The 19,353-nt window shown below is 35.5% G+C and carries 20 protein-coding genes and 2 rRNA genes; 16 read left to right on the plus strand and 6 right to left on the minus strand.

Going from position 1 to position 19,353, the window contains the following annotated elements:
* The 3 genes from G626_RS0105960 to gdhA all read left to right on the plus strand — a co-directional run.
* Nucleotides 1-312 (plus strand): 23S ribosomal RNA (locus G626_RS0105960); the annotation flags it as partial.
* Nucleotides 313-427: 115 nt separating this feature from the next.
* A 5S ribosomal RNA gene (gene rrf / locus G626_RS0105965) occupies nt 428-539 on the plus strand.
* A gap of 328 nt (nt 540-867) precedes the next feature.
* Nucleotides 868-2,226 carry an NADP-specific glutamate dehydrogenase gene (gene gdhA, locus G626_RS0105970; protein WP_022931878.1) on the plus strand — a complete coding sequence of 453 codons (1,359 nt, stop codon included), beginning with the start codon at nt 868-870 and terminating at the stop codon, nt 2,224-2,226.
* Nucleotides 2,227-2,373: 147 nt separating this feature from the next.
* Here the strand turns inward: gdhA and G626_RS0105975 are convergent, their stop codons facing one another.
* Both G626_RS0105975 and G626_RS0105980 read right to left on the minus strand, forming a co-directional pair.
* Entirely contained in the window at nt 2,374-3,096 is a 723-nt protein-coding gene (locus G626_RS0105975; RefSeq protein ID WP_022931879.1) for a septal ring lytic transglycosylase RlpA family protein, read from the minus strand.
* A 244-nt stretch (nt 3,097-3,340) separates the two neighbouring features.
* Nucleotides 3,341-4,042, minus strand: coding sequence for a GTP pyrophosphokinase (locus tag G626_RS0105980; protein WP_022931880.1), 702 nt, complete (start codon nt 4,040-4,042; stop codon nt 3,341-3,343).
* Between the two features lie 141 nt (nt 4,043-4,183).
* Here G626_RS0105980 and G626_RS0105985 point away from each other — a divergent pair, with 141 nt between their 5' ends.
* Nucleotides 4,184-5,596: an MATE family efflux transporter gene (locus G626_RS0105985; protein ID WP_022931881.1), complete on the plus strand. Its 1,413-nt coding sequence runs from the start codon at nt 4,184-4,186 to the stop codon at nt 5,594-5,596.
* Nucleotides 5,593-6,810 carry an SLC13 family permease gene (locus G626_RS0105990; RefSeq protein WP_027727006.1) on the plus strand — a complete coding sequence of 406 codons (1,218 nt, stop codon included), beginning with the start codon at nt 5,593-5,595 and terminating at the stop codon, nt 6,808-6,810. The genes G626_RS0105985 and G626_RS0105990 overlap by 4 nt, the downstream gene beginning before the upstream one ends.
* Before the next feature lie 208 nt (nt 6,811-7,018).
* Here the strand turns inward: G626_RS0105990 and G626_RS0105995 are convergent, their stop codons facing one another.
* Complete coding sequence (locus tag G626_RS0105995; protein ID WP_022931882.1) at nt 7,019-7,240, minus strand: hypothetical protein; 222 nt, start codon at nt 7,238-7,240, stop codon at nt 7,019-7,021.
* 139 nt (nt 7,241-7,379) lie between these two features.
* Between G626_RS0105995 and G626_RS17335 the strand changes: the two genes are divergently transcribed.
* From G626_RS17335 to G626_RS0106045, 11 genes are all read left to right on the plus strand, one after another.
* Nucleotides 7,380-8,243, plus strand: a complete 864-nt coding sequence (locus G626_RS17335; RefSeq protein ID WP_022931883.1) for a YkvA family protein — start codon at nt 7,380-7,382, stop codon at nt 8,241-8,243.
* Nucleotides 8,244-8,391: 148 nt separating this feature from the next.
* Nucleotides 8,392-9,066 (plus strand): hypothetical protein, encoded by a 675-nt coding sequence (locus tag G626_RS0106005; RefSeq protein ID WP_022931884.1) that lies wholly within the window; start codon nt 8,392-8,394, stop codon nt 9,064-9,066.
* Complete coding sequence (locus tag G626_RS0106010; protein ID WP_022931885.1) at nt 9,063-9,611, plus strand: hypothetical protein; 549 nt, start codon at nt 9,063-9,065, stop codon at nt 9,609-9,611. The genes G626_RS0106005 and G626_RS0106010 overlap by 4 nt, the downstream gene beginning before the upstream one ends.
* An 84-nt stretch (nt 9,612-9,695) precedes the next feature.
* Complete coding sequence (locus G626_RS0106015; protein ID WP_022931886.1) at nt 9,696-9,929, plus strand: hypothetical protein; 234 nt, start codon at nt 9,696-9,698, stop codon at nt 9,927-9,929.
* Between the two features lie 61 nt (nt 9,930-9,990).
* Nucleotides 9,991-10,968, plus strand: a complete 978-nt coding sequence (locus G626_RS0106020) for a helix-turn-helix transcriptional regulator (protein WP_022931887.1) — start codon at nt 9,991-9,993, stop codon at nt 10,966-10,968.
* Nucleotides 10,969-10,988: 20 nt separating this feature from the next.
* Nucleotides 10,989-12,701 carry a hypothetical protein gene (locus tag G626_RS0106025; protein ID WP_022931888.1) on the plus strand — a complete coding sequence of 571 codons (1,713 nt, stop codon included), beginning with the start codon at nt 10,989-10,991 and terminating at the stop codon, nt 12,699-12,701.
* A 2-nt stretch (nt 12,702-12,703) separates the two neighbouring features.
* Nucleotides 12,704-13,411 (plus strand): hypothetical protein, encoded by a 708-nt coding sequence (locus G626_RS17340; protein ID WP_022931889.1) that lies wholly within the window; start codon nt 12,704-12,706, stop codon nt 13,409-13,411.
* Nucleotides 13,411-14,517 carry an AAA family ATPase gene (locus G626_RS0106035; RefSeq protein ID WP_022931890.1) on the plus strand — a complete coding sequence of 369 codons (1,107 nt, stop codon included), beginning with the start codon at nt 13,411-13,413 and terminating at the stop codon, nt 14,515-14,517. Before G626_RS17340 ends, G626_RS0106035 begins: the two co-directional genes overlap by 1 nt.
* 54 nt (nt 14,518-14,571) lie before the next feature.
* Entirely contained in the window at nt 14,572-16,428 is a 1,857-nt protein-coding gene (locus tag G626_RS0106040) for a hypothetical protein (RefSeq protein WP_022931891.1), read from the plus strand.
* Between the two features lie 138 nt (nt 16,429-16,566).
* Nucleotides 16,567-16,701 carry a hypothetical protein gene (locus G626_RS18340; protein WP_269208115.1) on the plus strand — a complete coding sequence of 45 codons (135 nt, stop codon included), beginning with the start codon at nt 16,567-16,569 and terminating at the stop codon, nt 16,699-16,701.
* Between the two features lie 347 nt (nt 16,702-17,048).
* Complete coding sequence (locus G626_RS0106045; protein WP_022931892.1) at nt 17,049-17,729, plus strand: DUF3800 domain-containing protein; 681 nt, start codon at nt 17,049-17,051, stop codon at nt 17,727-17,729.
* Between the two features lie 56 nt (nt 17,730-17,785).
* Here G626_RS0106045 and G626_RS0106050 read toward each other — a convergent pair whose 3' ends face one another.
* From G626_RS0106050 to G626_RS0106060, 3 genes are all read right to left on the minus strand, one after another.
* Complete coding sequence (locus tag G626_RS0106050; RefSeq protein ID WP_022931893.1) at nt 17,786-18,217, minus strand: hypothetical protein; 432 nt, start codon at nt 18,215-18,217, stop codon at nt 17,786-17,788.
* Between the two features lie 22 nt (nt 18,218-18,239).
* Nucleotides 18,240-18,614: a hypothetical protein gene (locus G626_RS0106055; RefSeq protein WP_022931894.1), complete on the minus strand. Its 375-nt coding sequence runs from the start codon at nt 18,612-18,614 to the stop codon at nt 18,240-18,242.
* A 353-nt stretch (nt 18,615-18,967) separates the two neighbouring features.
* Entirely contained in the window at nt 18,968-19,258 is a 291-nt protein-coding gene (locus tag G626_RS0106060; RefSeq protein ID WP_022931895.1) for a hypothetical protein, read from the minus strand.
* Between the last annotated feature and the right edge of the window lie 95 nt (nt 19,259-19,353).

A 19,353-nucleotide genomic window follows, 5' to 3' on the forward strand; every position in this document is an offset into this window, starting at 1 on the left:
CGCGAGACAGTTCGGTCCCTATCTGTTATGGGCGATGGAAGTTTGAGAGGAGCTGCTTTTAGTACGAGAGGACCGAAGTGGACGAACCTCTGGTTTACCAGTTATCCTGCCAAGGGTAAGTGCTGGGTATCTAAGTCCGGAAGGGATAACCGCTGAAAGCATCTAAGCGGGAAGCCCACCTCAAGATTAGACTTCCCTGGAACTTTAAGTTCCCTGAAGACTCCTGGGAGACTACCAGGTTGATAGGATGCAGGTGTAAGCGTCGTGAGGCGTTCAGCCGAGCATTACTAATAAGTCGTGAGACTTGGCCATATCATCGTTTCCGTTCATAAGTTACTTGAACAAAAATGTTTCTTCTGTTAATATTCCGTCCTGCGTGCTTCCCTCGTGGAACTTACGCACTTCGTAACTCTGCATTGTTAATAATGCCGGTGGCCATAGTGGAGAGGTAATACCCGTTCCCATTCCGAACACGGAAGTCAAGCTCTCTTACGTCGATGATACTGGGTTCGTCCCGGGAAAGTAGATAGCTGCCGGCTTTTTTTTTTGTCATACGGACAGCGTGTCAGGCACGCTGCCGTATAACTTGACTATACACGGACACTTCGTGCCGCGTAAACGTTGTTGATAACCGACACCTTCGGTGCGGTATAACGAAATACTGTAAATGCTTTAATGCCGCGCTACTTAATCACCATTAAAAAACTTTACTAAAATTTAATAAATTCTTTTGTTTACTACTTTTCATAGAAACACTGTTTGTGGTATATTTATTCCTTGGAAATGTATAATTATGCAGAATGCGGCACAGGCCTGCCGATTGCTGAATTGCCCGCTGCTTGTGCATTTACCGAGGAGTAAAACGAAATGAAAAATGCTTACGTAAACCGTGTATGGGAAGAAGTAAAAGCAAAGAATGCAAACGAACCTGAATTCTTGCAGGCTGTTGAGGAAGTTTTGACAACTCTTGATCCTGTTGTTGCTAAAATGCCAGAACTTGAACCAAACGCAATTCTTGAACGCCTGGTAGAGCCAGAGCGCGTTATTCAGTTCAGAGTACCTTGGATGGATGACAAGGGAAAGTATCATGTAAACCGTGGTTTCCGCGTACAGTACAACTCTGCTATTGGACCTTACAAAGGAGGCCTTCGTTTCTCTAAGGAAGTAAATCTTTCTGTTCTTAAGTTCCTTGGTTTTGAACAGGTTCTTAAAAACTCTCTTACAACACTCCCAATGGGTGGTGGAAAGGGTGGTTCAGACTTTGATCCACATGGAAAATCAGACAAAGAAGTTATGCGTTTCTGCCAGTCTTTCATGACAGAACTTTACCGCCATATTGGTGCTGATACAGACGTTCCAGCCGGAGACAAAAACGTTGGTGGACGTGAAATTGGTTACCTCTTCGGTCAGTACAAGAGAATCCGCGACGAGTATACTGGAGTTCTTACAGGTAAGGGACTTACATTCGGTGGTTCTTTGATTCGTACAGAAGCTACTGGTTATGGTCTTATTTACTTTGCTCAGGAAATGCTCAAGAAGGTTGGAGACAACTTCGAAGGTAAGGTATGTTCAGTTTCTGGTTCTGGAAACGTTGCTACTTACGCTGCTCAGAAGCTTATTCAGCTTGGTGCTAAGGTTGTTACTCTTTCTGACTCTGACGGATATATCTACGATGAAGAAGGTATTACACAGAAGAAGCTCGACTGGGTTAAGAAGCTTAAGGGTGAAAAACGCGGTCGTATTTCTGAATATGTTAAGAAGTTCCCTAACGCAAAATACTATGCTGGAAAGAAGGTTTGGGAAGTTAAAGTTGACTGTGCATTCCCATGTGCTACACAGAATGAATTGCTCGGTGAAGATGCAGATAAGCTCTTGAAGAACGGTGTAAAGCTTGTTGCTGAAGGTGCTAACATGCCATCTAACATCGACGCAGTAAACAAGTTCCTCGCTGCAAAGATTCTCTATGCTCCAGGAAAAGCTTCAAACGCTGGTGGTGTTGCAACATCTGGTCTCGAAATGTCTCAGAACAGCGAGCGCCTTTCATGGTCTGCAGAAGAAGTTGACGAAAAGCTTCACCAGATTATGATCAACATCCATAACAATGCTTACGACACAGCTGTTAAGTTTGGTGCTAAGGATGGCAACTGGGTTAACTACGTTGCTGGCGCTAATATCGCTGGTTTCGTTAAGGTTGCTAACGCAATGGTTGCTCAGGGTCTTGTTTAATATGTTTTCAGGCTGACAGGCTGCCGCCTGCAGCCTAAAACTTTTAATGGCGCGACACGCTTTGCGTGCGTGCCAAACCAGATTCAAACTGACAGCCTTCGGCTGCAGTTTAATCCATAAGAAAGAGTCCGTTTTCCGGGCTCTTTTTTATTTTCGTTTCTTAAGTGTTTGTTCTGTGAAGCCGGCTTTTGAGAGTTTATCTTGAGTAGAGGGTACTTTTTCGGCTGGGATTTCTTTTATCGCAACACGAGTTATACCTTTGCTTGCGGAAGTCTGAAGTACTATGTCTTTAAATCCGGCACGGGATAGCTTGCGGGCAAAATCTTTTGCGTTTTCTTTTGTGCTGAAGGCTCCCAACTGTATATCCCAGTAGGTGCCGGGAGCGAGGTTTGCAGGCTTTTTGGCGGTAGATGTCTTTGAGTTTGAGCTTGCCTTTGCCGAGCTTCCTCCAAGCTTTGCCATAATCTTAGAGGCTGAGGCGGCAGTCTGCTGACTTAGCTTTGTGTTTGCCCCTTTTTTTACTATTTCCAGTTTTACTTTTGTAGTTCCGCTGCCTATCATTCCAAGCTTTACTGCGGCAGCTTTTGAAAGATCTATTTCACGCGTAGCAACGAAGGGCCCGCGGTCGTTTACGCGAACTTCGCAGGTCTTTCCGTTTGCAAGATTTGTTACCTTAAGAATAGTATTAAATGGAAGAGATTTATGAGCGCAGGTGTAATCATTCATATTAAAACGCTCACCGTTAGAGGTTCGTTTGCCATGAAAGTCCTCTGCATAGTAAGAAGCAGTAACACCAGTCTTGTAGACTTCAGAGAAGAGTGGTGTGATAAGAATCAGGAACGCGATAATCAAAAATAGAACTCGTTTCATGTTCAGATTATCGGCACCTTGGTTAAAAAGATGCAGACCTTGGATTATAATTCAATAATTGATTTGACTATAGAAAAAAGGGACAGAACAACAAGCCTAAAATCGAAAATCCGTTAAAAAACGGGCTGCGACAGCGGGCCGTTTTAGGATTATCGAAATAATGGCTCAAGCAGCGAGACTTGCGAGCTGCTCCCGTTGGCTGGTCTGTTTTCCCACGGGAGCCTGCCACAACGGCGATGAAGTTTTAATCCAATGCCTGCAACTCAATGGCTATCTCTTCCATCTCCCGGTCGGTCATGGCGATTGTTTCGGCGCAACGGTAAAGTTCACGTCTTACACTGTCCGGCACGTGGGCGCTGTTTTTATAGTGCAGCTGATGTTCAAGACTTGCCCAGAAATCCATGGCAATCGTACGCAGCTGAATTTCAACGCGAACGTGGTGCTCAGTCTTAGAAAGATAAACCGGAATCTCCATTACAAGGTGAAGGCTTCTGTAACCCGATTCCTTTGGATTTTCAATATAATCATTCTGCTTAATCAGAGTTAAATCCGGCTGTTTCAAAAGCATATCACGGACAGAATAAATATCAGAAATATAAGGACAGATAACCCTTACGCCCGCAATGTCGTTGAGATTCTTCATCATAGATTCGAAATTGATGGGAAGACCTTTCTTTTCAAGCTTGTTGGCAATGCTTTCCGGGCTCTTGATACGGCTCTTTACCGTGCTGATAGGATTACGAGTTCTGTTTACACTGCTTTCTTTATTGAGAATATCAAGTTTTGTTTCAATCTGTTTAATTGCACTTTCATAAATCATCATAATCTGCTGGAACTGAAAGGCCATCTTATAAAAATCGCCGGAAACAGCCAGATTATTCATCAGTGATGGGGGAAGTGCAGTAACCTCATCCATAATAGTGTCTTCTAAAATTTCATCGCTCATAATTTTGCCAAAATCTCATTTCCGGATATGCCGGCTAATTTAGTATCTATATATATAATATACTAAAAGTCAAAAGGTTTCGGCAAATTAAAAATCTCTTATTATATAGAAACAAGTGTAATCCTGAGGTATAATCTCACAATGCTTCAAAAAAAATACGCTATAGGACGGAGCTTTGGACCGGCTTCTTTTTACGCTCAGGCCCTCAAAATTGCCATTCCTGTTATGGCCCAGATGCTGATTCAGAATCTGGTTTCGCTGATAGATAATTTTATGGTGGCCGGGCTGGGCGATGTTAAAATGTCCGGTGTAAATATCTGCGGACAGATTATTTTTGTCTGCATGGTTTTTATGAATACAATCTGCATGGCCGGCGGAATATTCATGACTCAGTTTTCCGGAGCAAAAGATAAAGAGGGAATGAAGCAGTCCTTCTGCTTTAAGCTCTGGATGGGGCTTTTCGTTGTAGTTGTATTTTCTGTAGCCTGTTTTGTGCTGCCCCGTCAGATTTTAAGCCTCATGGTTCGCGGCAATTCCCAGGCAGATTTGATTCTGGATCAGGGCGTTCAGTACATGAAAATCATGGGCTTTATGGGCATTCCCTGGATGCTCTCTGCAATGATTTCTTCTTCTCTGCGCGAGATTGGTAAGGTAAAGGTACCGCTTGTAATTTCGATTATTGCAACCTGCGTAAATACTGTCTGTAACTGGATTTTGATTTACGGAAATCTTGGTGCGCCAAGGCTTGAGGTACGCGGTGCTGCCATTGCAACGGTAATTGCACGCTCAGTTGAAGCACTGATTTTTATCGGTTACATGATTAAGCAGAAGCCGGATTTTGCGATTAAGCTTTTTGATATTTTCCGTATAAATTTTGGACTTTTTGGTGAGATCCTTAAAAAGGCCTGGATGATTATGCTTTCCGAAATGGTCTGGGCTATGGCAGAAACAATTACGACTGCTCTTTACAACGGCCGAGGCGGTGCAGATGTTGTTTCTGGAATGTCTTCCAGCTTTGCAATTTCAAATCTTTTCTTTGTTGCCTTCAATGGAATTATAACGGCGACGGGTGTAATCATAGGAAAGGATTTGGGAAGGGGAGAGCTGGATCAGGCCCGTCGGGAGAAGGTATGGCTTTTGAACGGGGCTAAAATCTTTGGTCTATTTTTTACAGGAATTGGATTTTTGTGTATGCTGCTGGTTCCTGTGGTTTTCAGAAATCTCAGCGCAAACTCTCAGCACATCTGCCGCCAGATGGTTTTAGTGATGGCTCTTTATATGCCGGCCTGGGTTTACATAAACGGACAGTTTGCAGTGAGTCGTGCGGGCGGTGATACGATGATGGGAATGCTGGTTGATGGAATCGGAAATCTTGGAGTTGTAATCCCGGGGATTTTTCTGCTTGCAAAATTTACCGGAGTAGGGCCGGTTGCCATGTATGCCATCATAAAGTTTGTTGAAGTTCCGAAAATCATGATTGCCCATTTCTGGCTTAAAAAAGAAAAGTGGGTTGTCAATCTTGCTCAGAAAGAAAATGAAGGTGAAGAAAAATGAAAAAGCTTTTTGAAGGTTTGAAAAATTTTATAAAGAAAGAGCCTGTGCTTTTTGCGGCACTTCTTCTGGCTGTGCTTGCGGTTTGTGTAATTCGCCCGGGGGTGGAACTTTGCATTCAGGCAATTGATTTTAGAACGCTGACAATTTTATTTTCGCTGATGATTGTGATTAAGGCTTTTCAGAGTCAGAACTTTCTGGACTTTATTGCGGCAAGGTTGCTGAGACTTTGCAAGACAAGAAGGGCGCTTTATTTTCTTTTGACTTATCTGGTATTTTTCTCTTCCATGTTTGTTACGAATGATGTTGCCCTTTTGACCTTTGTACCTATTACACTTTTGATTTTCAGACGGATTGAGCTTCCGGCTCTTCATATTGTTGTGCTTGAAACTCTGGCGGCAAATCTAGGCTCTTGTATCACTCCGATGGGAAATCCTCAGAATCTTTATTTGTTTTCTTATTACGGTTTTAGCGCGCTTGAGTTCTTTGCGCTGACCGCTAAAATTGCCCTGCCTTCGCTTGTTATTCTCGCAGTGATAATTGTTTTTTTGACCCGCAGAAAGCTTGCAGAGCACGGTGGAATGGCAGAGCCTCATGAACTTAGTGGAAATGTTTTACAGACTCAGGTTGTCCGCCTCAAGGCTGATTTCCGTACAGCCCTTTATTTTGCGGATTTTGTAATCTGTCTTTTGACAGTTTTTCATGTAGTTAATTATCTGATTATGTTAGCAGTAACAATTGTGATAATGGCAATCTGCAACTGGCGTCTTTTCAAAAAAGTTGATTACAGTCTGCTGCTAACTTTTGTGGGCTTTTTTATTTTTACAAAAAGTCTTTCAAAGGTTCCGGCTTTTACTGATTTTATAAATTCACTTTTGTCGTCACCACTTAAAACTTACCTGACCGGAATTGCCGCCAGCCAGATAATAAGCAACGTGCCGGCCGCCCTGCTTCTCAGCGGTTTTACAGAAAACGGGGCTATGCTGCTGCTTGCTGTAAATGTGGGCGGCCTGGGCACACTGATTGCTTCAATGGCAAGCGTGATTTCGTTTAAGCTTTACAGCGCCGAAACGGCATCGGTGGTTGAGTGCCCGCAAAGCGGGCGTATCGAAACCACCGAACCCACCGACAATCACAACCACAGTTACTTTGCTGTATTCACCGCCTATAACCTTGTACTTCTGGTGATTCTGGGCTTTGTGGTTTATTTGATATAATTACTGCTGAAATGAAAGTTCTTTTTTGAGACTGATACGATTCGCCGCGACGGTCGGCACATTGCATGGTGTGTCTGTGTTCGTGGCGGTTGCAGTAAGCACTTCTTTTTCCTGGTATTCTTTCAACTGAAATTATCTTTTTACTGCATCCTAAAATATCAAGTATCATAAAATAATTGAGTTTTTATGATACTTGAATAATACATCCTCATCCTACCTGTGCAGCTGGCTCAGTCTTTTCTTTCACAAAAGCCTGTTTAATTGCTAAAACAACTTCCTTGCAATCATCTGAAAAATCCTGTCCGGTCTTTTTAAGCTTATCCTTTACATTTTTTAGGGCCGGTTTTGTTTCTGCATAATCTGAAATTTTTTTACCTGTAATTGTAAGCGCAGCTGCTGCCAGGCAAGTACCTAATACTCTCTTTATCATATTGACTCCTTAGAAACTTTATTAGTTTCTAAAACAAAGATAGTACAAGAGGTATGACAAATAATGTCAGTGATAAAAATAATTTTTTCATTCATTTAAATCATTTACAGATATTTTTAATAAGTGCTATTATTCTCTTATGAACACCATAACAAAGAAAAAGGCACTCAAAAAAGCAGATGAACTAGGAAAGCAATCCACAGAAAAGGATGTCCAGGAATTAGATTCAAAACTTCCTGCAATGAAAAAAGGTGTCATCGCAAAAATCTGGGATAAAGTTCTTTTTCTCTGGGAACAGGCAAAGTCACCAGAAGTTCCTCTTCGCCTCAAGCTTGTAATTATCGGTGCTCTTTTATATCTGGTGCTTCCGATAGATGTTCTCCCTGATACAATTCCAGGTGTCGGTTTATTAGATGATCTTTCTGTACTTCTTACAGTTTTCAGAGAAGTCTCAAAATATGCACTTCCAAAACTTGAAAAGAAAATTGAAAACAAGTTCTACGAGGTCAGCTACCAAAAGATAGATGAAAAACTTTCAGAAATTTATAAATCAATATTAGCAACAACTATAATAACATTTTTTGTAAATGCAGTCGGTTGCACAATACTGGTTACAAAACCATTTGGCAATGTTATTTCAAGAAAGGTTGCAGTTGCAATTTTCGTTTCAATTTGGGCATATGCCTTAATCCGTTTTATCATTTATCTAAAAACTTACGGCCAACTGACAAAGAAAATCGCAACATCAGTTTATAAAAAGAAAAGCTTTTCTCATGGAGTTTCAGATTTTGTTTGCAGTGAATATAAATACATTGCCTATCTTTTTGACGGACTCCAGATTGTAAAGTCAGTTGTTCCTGAACTTAAAGATATCCCAGACGGCCCTCAGATTGTTAAAACATTCAAAAATCATTATAGAAAGCGAATCATCCTTTTTTGTGTTTTCTTTGTCTTATATTCACTTCTGATTATGGCAACAAAGTTTATCCTTTTCAGAATATAAAAAAGTAAAAAATCTTTATTACCTCTGTCATTAGTTGTCATACCCCCTATGTTATCTTAATTACATAACATTAAAAGTGGCAATGTTGCCTGTTACCTCCCAGCAGGCGGCATTGGCACTATTTTCTCTGAAAAAGAGGCCAGTCGTTATGATGAAAATTAATATGGTAATTGAAGACTTCTGGAGAAACTTGCTAAGAGAGTATGAGTCAGAAGAAAACTGTTTTTGGGATTCTTCAAATCGCTATGAATATATTTCTAAAGACTCTGCGATTGATTTTATGGATAACCTTGCTATTGAAAATAATATATCAAGCTTTGGTTTTAATGAGTCATTTGGAAAATTAAAATTCTTTTTTGACGTAAAAACAGGATGTGAAAGTGGATATGAGATAGCAATTGTCATGAAGCCACATGAAAAAGAATGTTATTATATTCAGTTATATTTATATCTTGTTTATGAAAAAAGTAAACTTTGTATCTGTGAAAAATCAGGCCTTTTATTGGATATCATAAATAAATTTATTATAAACTTTCAAAAGAATACGCTTCGATTTTATTCAGAATTAAGAAAATATCGTAAAAAAGTTCAGAAGATAAAAATGCTGAACGAAATAAATTCTGCAAAAATTGAAAACTGCTTAAAAACCAATTTTAAGGATGTTCGAGTCACCTGGGATATCAAATGTTATGATACGGGCAGAACCTTCTATCTAAAACTATATTATGATTATGACTGCATTTTTGATGATTTTATCACAGATAAAAACTATGAAAGGAAAATCAATAAAATTCATGTGATGACAAGGAGAAAATCATTATGAAAACAATTGAAGAGATAATCAGCAACCTCAACAAAGAACAAATGCAGTTTGTACTTACAAAACTTGCTGAAAATGATAATTACAATCAAGACATAATCAGAAAATATTCAACCGGCAAAATAATCAGTTATGATTACTTACAGAACAAGCTTCTTGAAATTCTTAATAGTGATATTGAATCAGATTTTCATAATTACCCCGAGAATGAAGAAGATGAAAGAGTTTATTCGGGCTATAGAATTAATGAAACTCTTCAAAATCTGATAAATGAGATTAAAGAAAACATCAGCGATCCAGAACAGGCAATAGAATTGCTACAACTTTTCTTTAATACTGACGAAGCGATTTGTAATAACTGTTTCTTTTATGATAATTCAATAATAAGCACGTATAATGAAGTTGCTCAATTGTTCGTCAAATATGCAGATTCATATGAAAATAAAGAAAAATTAAAAGATATTCTTATAGATTTAATAAGTCATGATAAATATGGTTGTCGCCAGGAATTGCAAAAAATCCTGATGTTATACCAGGATGCAGCATAAAAAGAGAGAAAAGATTTTTCCTATGACCTTAGATGGCATACCCACTGTGTTATCATTTATTCAGAAAATGACAGGAGATTTTAAATGGGATTTGTAAAAGGAATGATTACAGGAGTTCTTGTTGTTGCAGGAGCAGTTGTTGGTGCTGCTGTAGTCAGCGTTATTAAAGATGAGAAAAAAGAGAAAGAGGAAAATAAGAAGTCTGACGCTCGGGAATCTAAAGCATCTGGAAATGATGGAGAAGTTATATTTCGTGGAATACGAGGCCCAGAAGGCAATATAAACCAGAAGCCATCTGGAAAAAGTCTTTCATCGTAGTTATCAAGTATAATTGAAAATTCGCTAATTCGTGGTATAATTTATGGAACGAGAAAGTTATATGCAGCCAAAAGAAAAAATTGTTCTCCTACATCGTATAAGCCAAATTGATGATATCATCCGTAGAGGAACTTATCCAAATGCGTCACAACTTGCAAAAGAACTTGGCGTTAGTTTGCGTACAATAAACCGCGACCTGGATGTAATCCGTGATTATTACTATGCACCGCTCGAATATGACCAGACAAGACGCGGCTGGTATTATAAAGACCCTAACTTTTTTATCAAATATATCCAGTTTGAAGAAGGCGAACTTTTCAGCCTTGCACTGTTTGATACTCTACTCTTACAATACAAGAACACACCTCTTGAAGAAAAACTAAGCTCAATTTTTGAGAAAATCCGGCAGAGTCTTCCTTCAACAGTTACCATCGATTCCCGCTTTTTGGATGGTTCTTTAACTTACATTCCAGATGCTCTTGCACCAATCAAAAATGAAGTTTTCGATGCAGTCTTTTCCGGCTTAAAGAAAAAACAGACACTTTCTTTTGAATATAAGCCATTACAGAAGACAACTTTCATGGAACGAAAAATCAATCCATATCACATAATCTGCCAGAGAGGAAACTGGTACGTAATCGGCCACTGTCATCTGAAAAATGAAATCCGTATTTTCAGTTTCTCCAGAATGCAGAATGTCCAGCTCACAAAAGACCGCTTCGAAGTTCCTAAAGACTTCAACGCAAAAGATTACGTTGATAAAACCATGGGCGTCTGGCTCAGCGCAAAAACAAATTACAAAGTCCGCCTTTTATTCAGTGCAGAAATCGGCACCTTCGCCGCAGAACACATCTGGCACGAAAACCAGACCGTAAAGCAAAATGAAGACGGCAGCGTAGAAGTCTCGTTTGAAACAACACAGCTGCCGGAAGTAAAGCGTCTTGTTCTTGGACAGGGAAGAACTGTAAAGGTACTGGAGCCACAGGAACTTATAGATCAGATTCGTGAAGAAGTTAATTACTTAAAAACAATTTATTAAAAGTATTAGGAGGATGTAACATGGCAAATGATATTGAAAATGACGAAACATCTACTACACAAGATGAAATAAGTTTTGAAGAACTTGAACAGAAATTAAATGATGATTTACAGGAACAATTCTCTGACTTAGATTTATTGGAAGAACAAAAAGACAATATTCAAAATCCTGATAAATTAGGAGAGGCTGTATTAAATGTAGTTTGGGAACAGTTTCAAAATCAAATTGGTGTTCAAGCTGGTAAAGATTTTATACAAGAAAATAGAGGGTTAAATCTTGATTTAAGAACATCTTCTCATATTCAAACTACAGAAAATTTTGCAAACGGTAAAATAGCGAGTCATAACGCCTATATAGATTATCAAAAACGTTATGATGATTGGCAAAATAATTTTAATAAAGATCCTAATTATCCATATAACAATAAGAATTATCGGTATGATATTAAAAAGCAAGTATGGGAAAAAAAGGATAACAGAAGTAATAAATGGAAAACTGTACTAAAAAATGATGCACGCGCAGATTTTGATAATGGTAGACCAACAGGTAGTAATACAAATAACACACAAATGGATCATACAATTTCAGCAGGCGAAATTATCAGAGATCCAGCTGCAAATACTCATTTATCAAGAGAAGAACAAGTAGCTTTTGCAAATAGTGAAAAAAACTTAAACCTTATGGATTCCGCAGCTAATCAATCTAAAGGTGATAGTACGATGGATGAGTTTTTGAATTCTGAACGTAATGGTAAGAAACCTGGCGAACGTTTTAATATAGATGAAGACGAATTACGTAAAAAAGACAAGGAAGCTCGTGAAGAATACGAAAAACGCAAAAAGGAAGGTGAAGAACGTTCTAAAAAAACAGGAAAAAAATCTCAACGTGAAGAAGCTAAACGTATTGGTAAAGATGTTTTAAGAACTATGATTCTTCAAATGCTTACTATTCTATTGAAAGAAATAATTGGTAAGTTAATAAATTGGCTTAAACAGAAACAAAAATCTTTACAATCTTTGCTTGATGCATTAAAAGAAGCTTTAATGAATTTTGTTCATAATCTTAAAAATACATTAAAACAAGTTGGTGATGGTGCTATTACAACAATTGCAACTGCAATTGTTGGCCCTGTTATTGCTACTGTAAAGAAGATTTGGATTTTCTTAAAGCAAGGTTGGAAATCATTAAAAGAAGCAATTAATTATTTAAAGGATCCTGACAATAAAAATAAACCCTTTAGTATAGTTGTGCTTGAAGTTGGAAAAATTATCATGGCAGGTTTAGCAGCTGGTGGAGCAATCGCCTTAGGTGAAGTCATAGAAAAAGGTCTTTTAGCTGCAGCTCCTTTCTTTGCATTCCAAATTCCATTGCTTGGTTCTTTGGCAAATATTATTGGTATTTTCTTGGGTGGTGTTGTTGCTGGTATTATAGGTGCACTTGCATTAAATCTTATTGATAAACTTATTGCTAAGAAACAGCTTCAAGAAATAAATGAAAAGAAAGTTGAAAAAGGAAATGAAATCCTTGCTACTCAGGAAGAACTTAAAAATGTAAAATCTCAACATTTAAATCATAAAAAATCAAGTGCGGCCTTAAATATACAAGAACGACATGAAGATGCTAAAAAGTATATTTCTGATACAGTTAAAAAAATTCATGAAAATGATTCGGATACAGATTTTTCAGATATTTTGGAAAATATAGAAAATAAACTTAAAAAATTGGATGATTAGCGATGAAAAAACAAGTTATTGAAGCTCATAAGTTTGAAGAAGCAAAAAAAAACTTACAGGTATTTTCAGAAAAAACAAAAACTACATACTCAATATCAAAAGTTAAATCTAATGGTGGTCTTTTTGGTTTAGGTAATCATAAAGTTACAGGAGACGAATTAAATAACATAATAAAGCAGATTCAAGATTATTTAATCAAAGCAAACGAATGTGCAATGGAAACTATCGATGAGTTTAGCGAAGTTTTTGACACCTTTGATGCTTTGGATAAAGAATATATTCAATCTATATTACTTTCCATTGAATCTGCTGAAGTAGCAAATGATAAAGCAGAAAAAGCATTAAAAGGAATAAAAGTTTCATTGTTAGAGCTTTCAAAAATTGTTGATGAACTGAATAAATTTAAGATTAAACTAGAATCATTGGAGCACTTAGGAAATGTTGATGATTTATATGCTAATTTAGAAAAACTTTCAGATTATGTTAATTCTAATTTAATATTAAAAGACGAATATGAAACAAAAGTTAATGACTTCAATTCATCAATATGCAAAATTAATGAACAGATGGATATTTTATTACAAAAGAGCGAATTTGAAACATTTTATAAAAAGAACAAATTACATCGTGTTTTAGCTTATTGCTTTATTGGTGTTACATTTTCGGTTTCATTAGTAGATTTAATTCTGAATATAATTGGTATTTTTTAATGGAAAATAAATATAAAGAAACATTATTATCTACAGCCTCTAATTTAGATGCAGTTTCTCATAGCAATGGTAAGATAACAGATTTTTGCATAAAAATTGTTGATGATTATGACGAACATTCAATTTTACAATTATTATCATACATCAATTTGCTTTTAGATAATACATCCTTTTCACAGAAAGAAAAAACATTAATCAATAATCTTATAAAAGTTTTAAATGAGCAGCTCTGTCTTTTTATTGGTTATGAGAAAGTTTCTAATTTGTCAAAAATAACTTTTACAGAACAGAATGAAAAATCACTTGAAACTTTGCAAAAGGAATTAGATAGTTTTGTCGGTTTATCAAGTGTAAAGAAAATAATAAATGATTTAATCATATTTCAAAAAGTACAAAAAATAAGAGAAGATAATGGTTTACCAAAATCAAAAAAAACAATGCATATGGCTTTTATTGGTAATCCAGGTACTGGCAAAACTTCTGTTGCAAGAATTGTTGGACGAATGTATAAGCAAATAGGTGTTTTATCAAAAGGACATTTTATAGAAGTTTCAAGAACAGATTTAATTGCTGGCTATCAGGGACAAACTGCATTAAAAGTAAAGAAGGTAATTCAAGAAGCTAAAGGTGGTGTTCTCTTTATTGATGAAGCTTATAGTTTGACAGAAAATTCAAACAGTGACTCATATGGCCGCGAGTGTCTAACAGAGTTAACAAAAGCCCTTGAAGATTATAGAGATGATCTCGTCGTTATTGTTGCTGGCTACAAAGAACCTATGAAACAATTCTTTGAATCAAATCCTGGATTGAAATCAAGATTTAATGTTTTCTTAGACTTCGATGATTATACAGCTGAAGAATTAGTTCAAATTTTTGAAAAAATTTGTATAGACGAGCAATATATAGTTACACCAGCTTTACGTGAAAAGCTTAATATAGTATTTAGGAAGGAATTGTCGAATAATAGTGAAAACTTCTCTAATGGTAGATGTGCTAGAAATTATTTCGATAATATTATTATGAATCAAGCAAAAAGATTGAATTCAGCAAAAAAAACTACTGTTGATATGTTAAAAGAGTTATTACCAGAGGATTTAACTGAATAAGGATTAAAAGAAAATATAATATTTATATACAATTTATAATCAAAGGAAGAAAAAATGGAAGACTTAATTATTGGATTAGCAGGTTTGGCAGCAGAATGTGCTCTTGATGGTGTTAAATCATTAGGAGGAAAAATTATGAAATCAATAAAAAAAGAATCTGTTGTTGAAGGTGACTTAACAAAAGCAAAAAGTATTTTACAAGAACTTAAAAAAATAATAGATAGTGACGTCCATATCGTATCATATAAAGAAGGCTGGTTCATTTTTGATAATTTCTCAATAAAAGAAGGTTTTTTATTCAATACTGATAATGATGTATATAATTTTTCGATAAAATTACATGATACAAATTCCTTTTACACATTTATCTTCTCTTGGACAGATAAGAATAAAACAATGTATGGATTATCGTTGGAAGAATCTGATAAAAAAGGATTAAAATTTGCAGCTATAATTCCAATTAAAAAAAGTTTCCTCGCAAAAACATTAGATGTTAATAATCAGTTAGATGTTGTTTCTCAATTATTATGTTTCATCTTTCCCCCACATTCTTCTGAGGTATTTGATAAAAACTCATTAATAAACTTTTATACGAAGTTAAATAATGAATGCAGTAATGATGAAATTTCCCTTAAAGTAGAAGAATATCATCAAATATTAAATGAAAAAGCAAATCAAGAAAAACTTCAAAAAGAATTAGAATTAAAAGAGAAAGAGGAAAGAAAATCAAAAATTTCAATCAAAGATTGTATTGTAAATTGTGACATGGATTTCATCAAAGAAAACATCGAAGATGTTAAATTATATAAAGATAAATATGAAAATGATTCTCTTTTATTAGCATATTTATATGGTCAGGATAGAATATTAAATTATTTAATGAGGTATTGTAAACCTTCATTCAATAAATTTGGTATTGGGTTATTACAGGCAGCATCGGCTAGAAACGATAATAAATTTATTAATAAAAATTTTATTACAGAAAGCATGCATACTCCTGATGAATGGAAACAAATAAATAATATTATCAAGGAAAAAAACTTTTCTAAATCGTTTGATACAACTGGAAATTTACTAAGTGGGGTAATGCGAATTGGTTTAGGAGTTACAGAAACCGTTGAAGAACGAATGGAAAGAATTGAGAGAAAAGAAGAAATCGAATTAAATTATGAATCCAAAATTCAAGAGCGTAAAACACTATTTAAAGAAAAATATAGCAAAGAATATTATAAGAAGCTATATATTGAATCAGAAAACAAAATTCAAAAAATCGATTCAAAAATAAAAAATATACGTGACAATGAAGAAAAGCAAATAAGCACTGAAATAGAAAAGTTTTTTAAAAATAAATTTGATGAATATGCCTGTGAATTAGGTCTGGTAGATTTTAAGAAACCTAAAGATGAGTTTGAGACAACAGCAAGCTATAATGAAAGAATTGAGAAGTCAGTTCTTATTGAAAAAGAAATAAATGAAAAAATTGATGAGTTAAGAAAAACTTCTACAGATACAATTAACGAGATTAGGGAATCTATCTCGTGTAAAAACCGGATAGATATTGAACAATTAGAATTAGAACGAAATGAGCCTAAAGAATTTATAGATTTTTTTGATAACTATCTATTTATCGATTTATCAAAAAAAGTAAAATTTGAGGATGTGAATCCTATTTCAATCATTGATATCATAAGTAAATATGATGCGGATAATCAGATATTTGATATTATTTTGAAGAGCGGTTCTTCTAAAGAATTTGCATTTAAATTACCAATTCCAATTGAAATAGCAAAAGATTTTAAAAACAATCTATCAACGAAGACTATCCATAATTCTGTAAAAAGGAATGAAGATTTCTCCGTGGAAAGAACTTTTTGGATAGAATATAACAATGAGACTTTTTATTTAAAATAATTACGCCTTTAATTCTTACCCAAAAGTTGATTACTGTGCTTGTTATTGTACACAGAGTCTACTTTTGGGGATATTATGAAAGTCTTTTTTTTCTAGGGCTAAAAATCAGATAGCTCATTATATAATTCTTCATTCCCATTGGAATATGCACGTTTAGCATCTTCTGTTATCACGTATTTTGTAGTCAGACTGGATCCTACCCATAGAAGAATTGGAGACAAGCAGTCTGCAATTCTAACAGGAACTGGTCTTGCAATTAGTCTGAACTTATGATTCTTTAGATAAGAGTTATATTTTAAATAAATTGTTATTAAATGATTATAATAACTTATATCAAAACTGTGTTCCTGATAAATATGATTACAGTCGAATAGATTATATTGTTTTCAATCCAGAATATGTTGAAGAGATACGACAATTACTAAATAATCATATGGATTATATTTTTTTTTCTGAAGACTAAAATATGAATTCAAATACTGTTACCATTTATACTTGACAATTCCCCCTCATCCTTTATAATAACAATTGGGCTGGTTGAAAAACCTCGGTCCACCGACACGGCGTGGGGATCCCGCGCCATATTTTTTTTAAATGTATAATCTGGAGCATATCTTACCTTGGCAGAAAAAAATCTTAGTTGTTTCATTGATGAAGCTGGAGACTTTGGCGATTTTGAAACACATTCACCTTATTATATTGTTTCTGTCATTGCCCACGAACAGGAAAAGTCTATTCAAGCAGAAATTGACGGCTTAGAAAAATATATGACCTCTTTAGGTTATCCTCATCATGCAATTCATACTGCACCTCTTATCCGTCGTGAAGGTGACTATGAATATCTAAATATGGAAGAACGTCGAAAACTTTTCAACCTCATATTCAAATTTGCACGAATGTGTCCTATCCGCTTTTTTACAGTTGATATCAGAAAATCAGAGTGTGCAGATTCAGATATTCTTGAAGCAAAAATCACAAAAGAAATCAAAAGTCAGATTGAAAAGAATTTAAATTACTGGCATGCCTTTGATAAAATCGTAATCTATTACGATAATGGACAAAAGCCTCTTAAACGTATTTTAAATATTATCTTCAATTCAATGTTTGCAAATGTTGAGGTAAGAAAGGTAAGTCCGGTAGATTATAAACTTTTCCAGGTTGCAGACCTTATCTGTACCTTAGACCATATAAAAGCAAAACTCGATATAGGCCAGTTCTCAAATTCTGAAAAGGAATTCTTTTCTTCCCCGGCACTTTTTAAGAAAAATTTCTGGAGAAAAATAAACCAGCAGCGTTTATAATCAAATTTTTGTTCAGCTTTGCATATAATTATATTGTATGTGATTTATGTATCTCATTAAAAATCAGATAGCTCATTATATAATTCTTCATTCCCATTGGAATATGCACGTTTTGCCTCTTCTGTTATCACGTATTTTGTCGTCAGGCTGGATCCTACCCATAGAAGAATTGGAGACAAGCATTCTGCAATTCTAACAGGAACTGGTCTTGCAATTAGTCTGAACTTATGATTCTTTAGATAAGTAATCAGATCACGAGCATATATGCTTAAATTGCCATTATCTGTTGATATTACAATTCTTTTCAATTTTTTTCTTTCTGATTTTTTTAGTTCCTTTGCAAATTTCCGCTGGAGCTTTTTTGGCATCTGTCCGACCAAATCGTATTCAACTCTATTCTTTATTTTAAATTCCTGTGTACCGCGATACTCATCCGTTAAACTAAGTTTCTTATTACGAGGAGCGTTTGCAAAATCAGTTCTATTCATATTTTCTTCCTTATTTTGACTCTTATAAGACAATTGTTCTTGTTTTTCTTTCGTGTTTTGTAACCCACAATTTGCTCATACCATGCTGGAATTTTTTCATGCAGTAAATCCACTGTCTTTTATTGAATATGTTTAAGGTTTGTCCTTCAATACTCTCAATCATTAAATGAATAAAAGCCCATACCTGTTCTTTTTCTGAAAAATCAATTTCAAGATCGTTTCTTGATTCTGCAATTAGATGGCTCAAATTTTCTGTATACTTAAAATTTTTATAATAATTATAATAAGCATTAATCAGCTGTACTGAAGCTTTGACTGTAAAATCATTTGGATTCTTAAAATACTTTTCTAAAAATTCGCAATAGCTTTTAATTGCATCATTCATTAAATATTCCATATCAACCTCACTTAGAAAAATCAGAAAGAATATAATGCTGCCTGCCGGGGGGTTCAGACAACACTATATTTTTTCATCTTCTAAAAGAATGATAACACAGGGGGTATGACGAATAATGTCATAGCTTTTCTATAAAAACAAAAATAATTAAAAACATCTGGGGGAGCGGGAAAGGGGGATGACCAATAAGTTTACTTCCTAGTGTCATTCCGAACTTGTTTCGGAATCTATAGGCCTAGATATAGTGTAGATGCTGAAACAAGTTCAGCATGACGATACTTTTTGGACAGTCCCTTTCATTTCCTACGCATATTTTAAGTAAATTATTACCAGTTTATTGACACTTTACAGGATTATTCCTCATTCTTCTCAGAAATTGAAAGAATCTTTTGTGACGTAAAATCCAACCATATAATTGTGCGAAGTTGTTTTATAGCTGTTGCACGTAATAATTCTAGTCGCTTTGGTTGCTCAATATTCTGTTCTATATTGAGATTCCAATTTAATGAAAGTCTTGAATTTTCATCAGATTTCAATCTTCGATAATCATTTTGTATCCAATCGTTTATCCAATCTGCATAAATCTGAGCTGTTTTTAACGCCCGCTCTAATACTTCCGCGGCGCCTGCGTTCGCTGGCCTCACCCTCCTGGTTCGGCCTTCTCAAAAAGCCTGCACCACTGCTCGGCTTTTTGAGAACCGCTCACTCCGGTTCGAATCGTGTTATGAAATCCTGACAT

The sequence above is a fragment of the Treponema bryantii NK4A124 genome, assembly GCF_000421345.1.
In the GTDB taxonomy this organism is placed as follows: Bacteria; Spirochaetota; Spirochaetia; order Treponematales; family Treponemataceae; genus Treponema_D; species Treponema_D bryantii_B.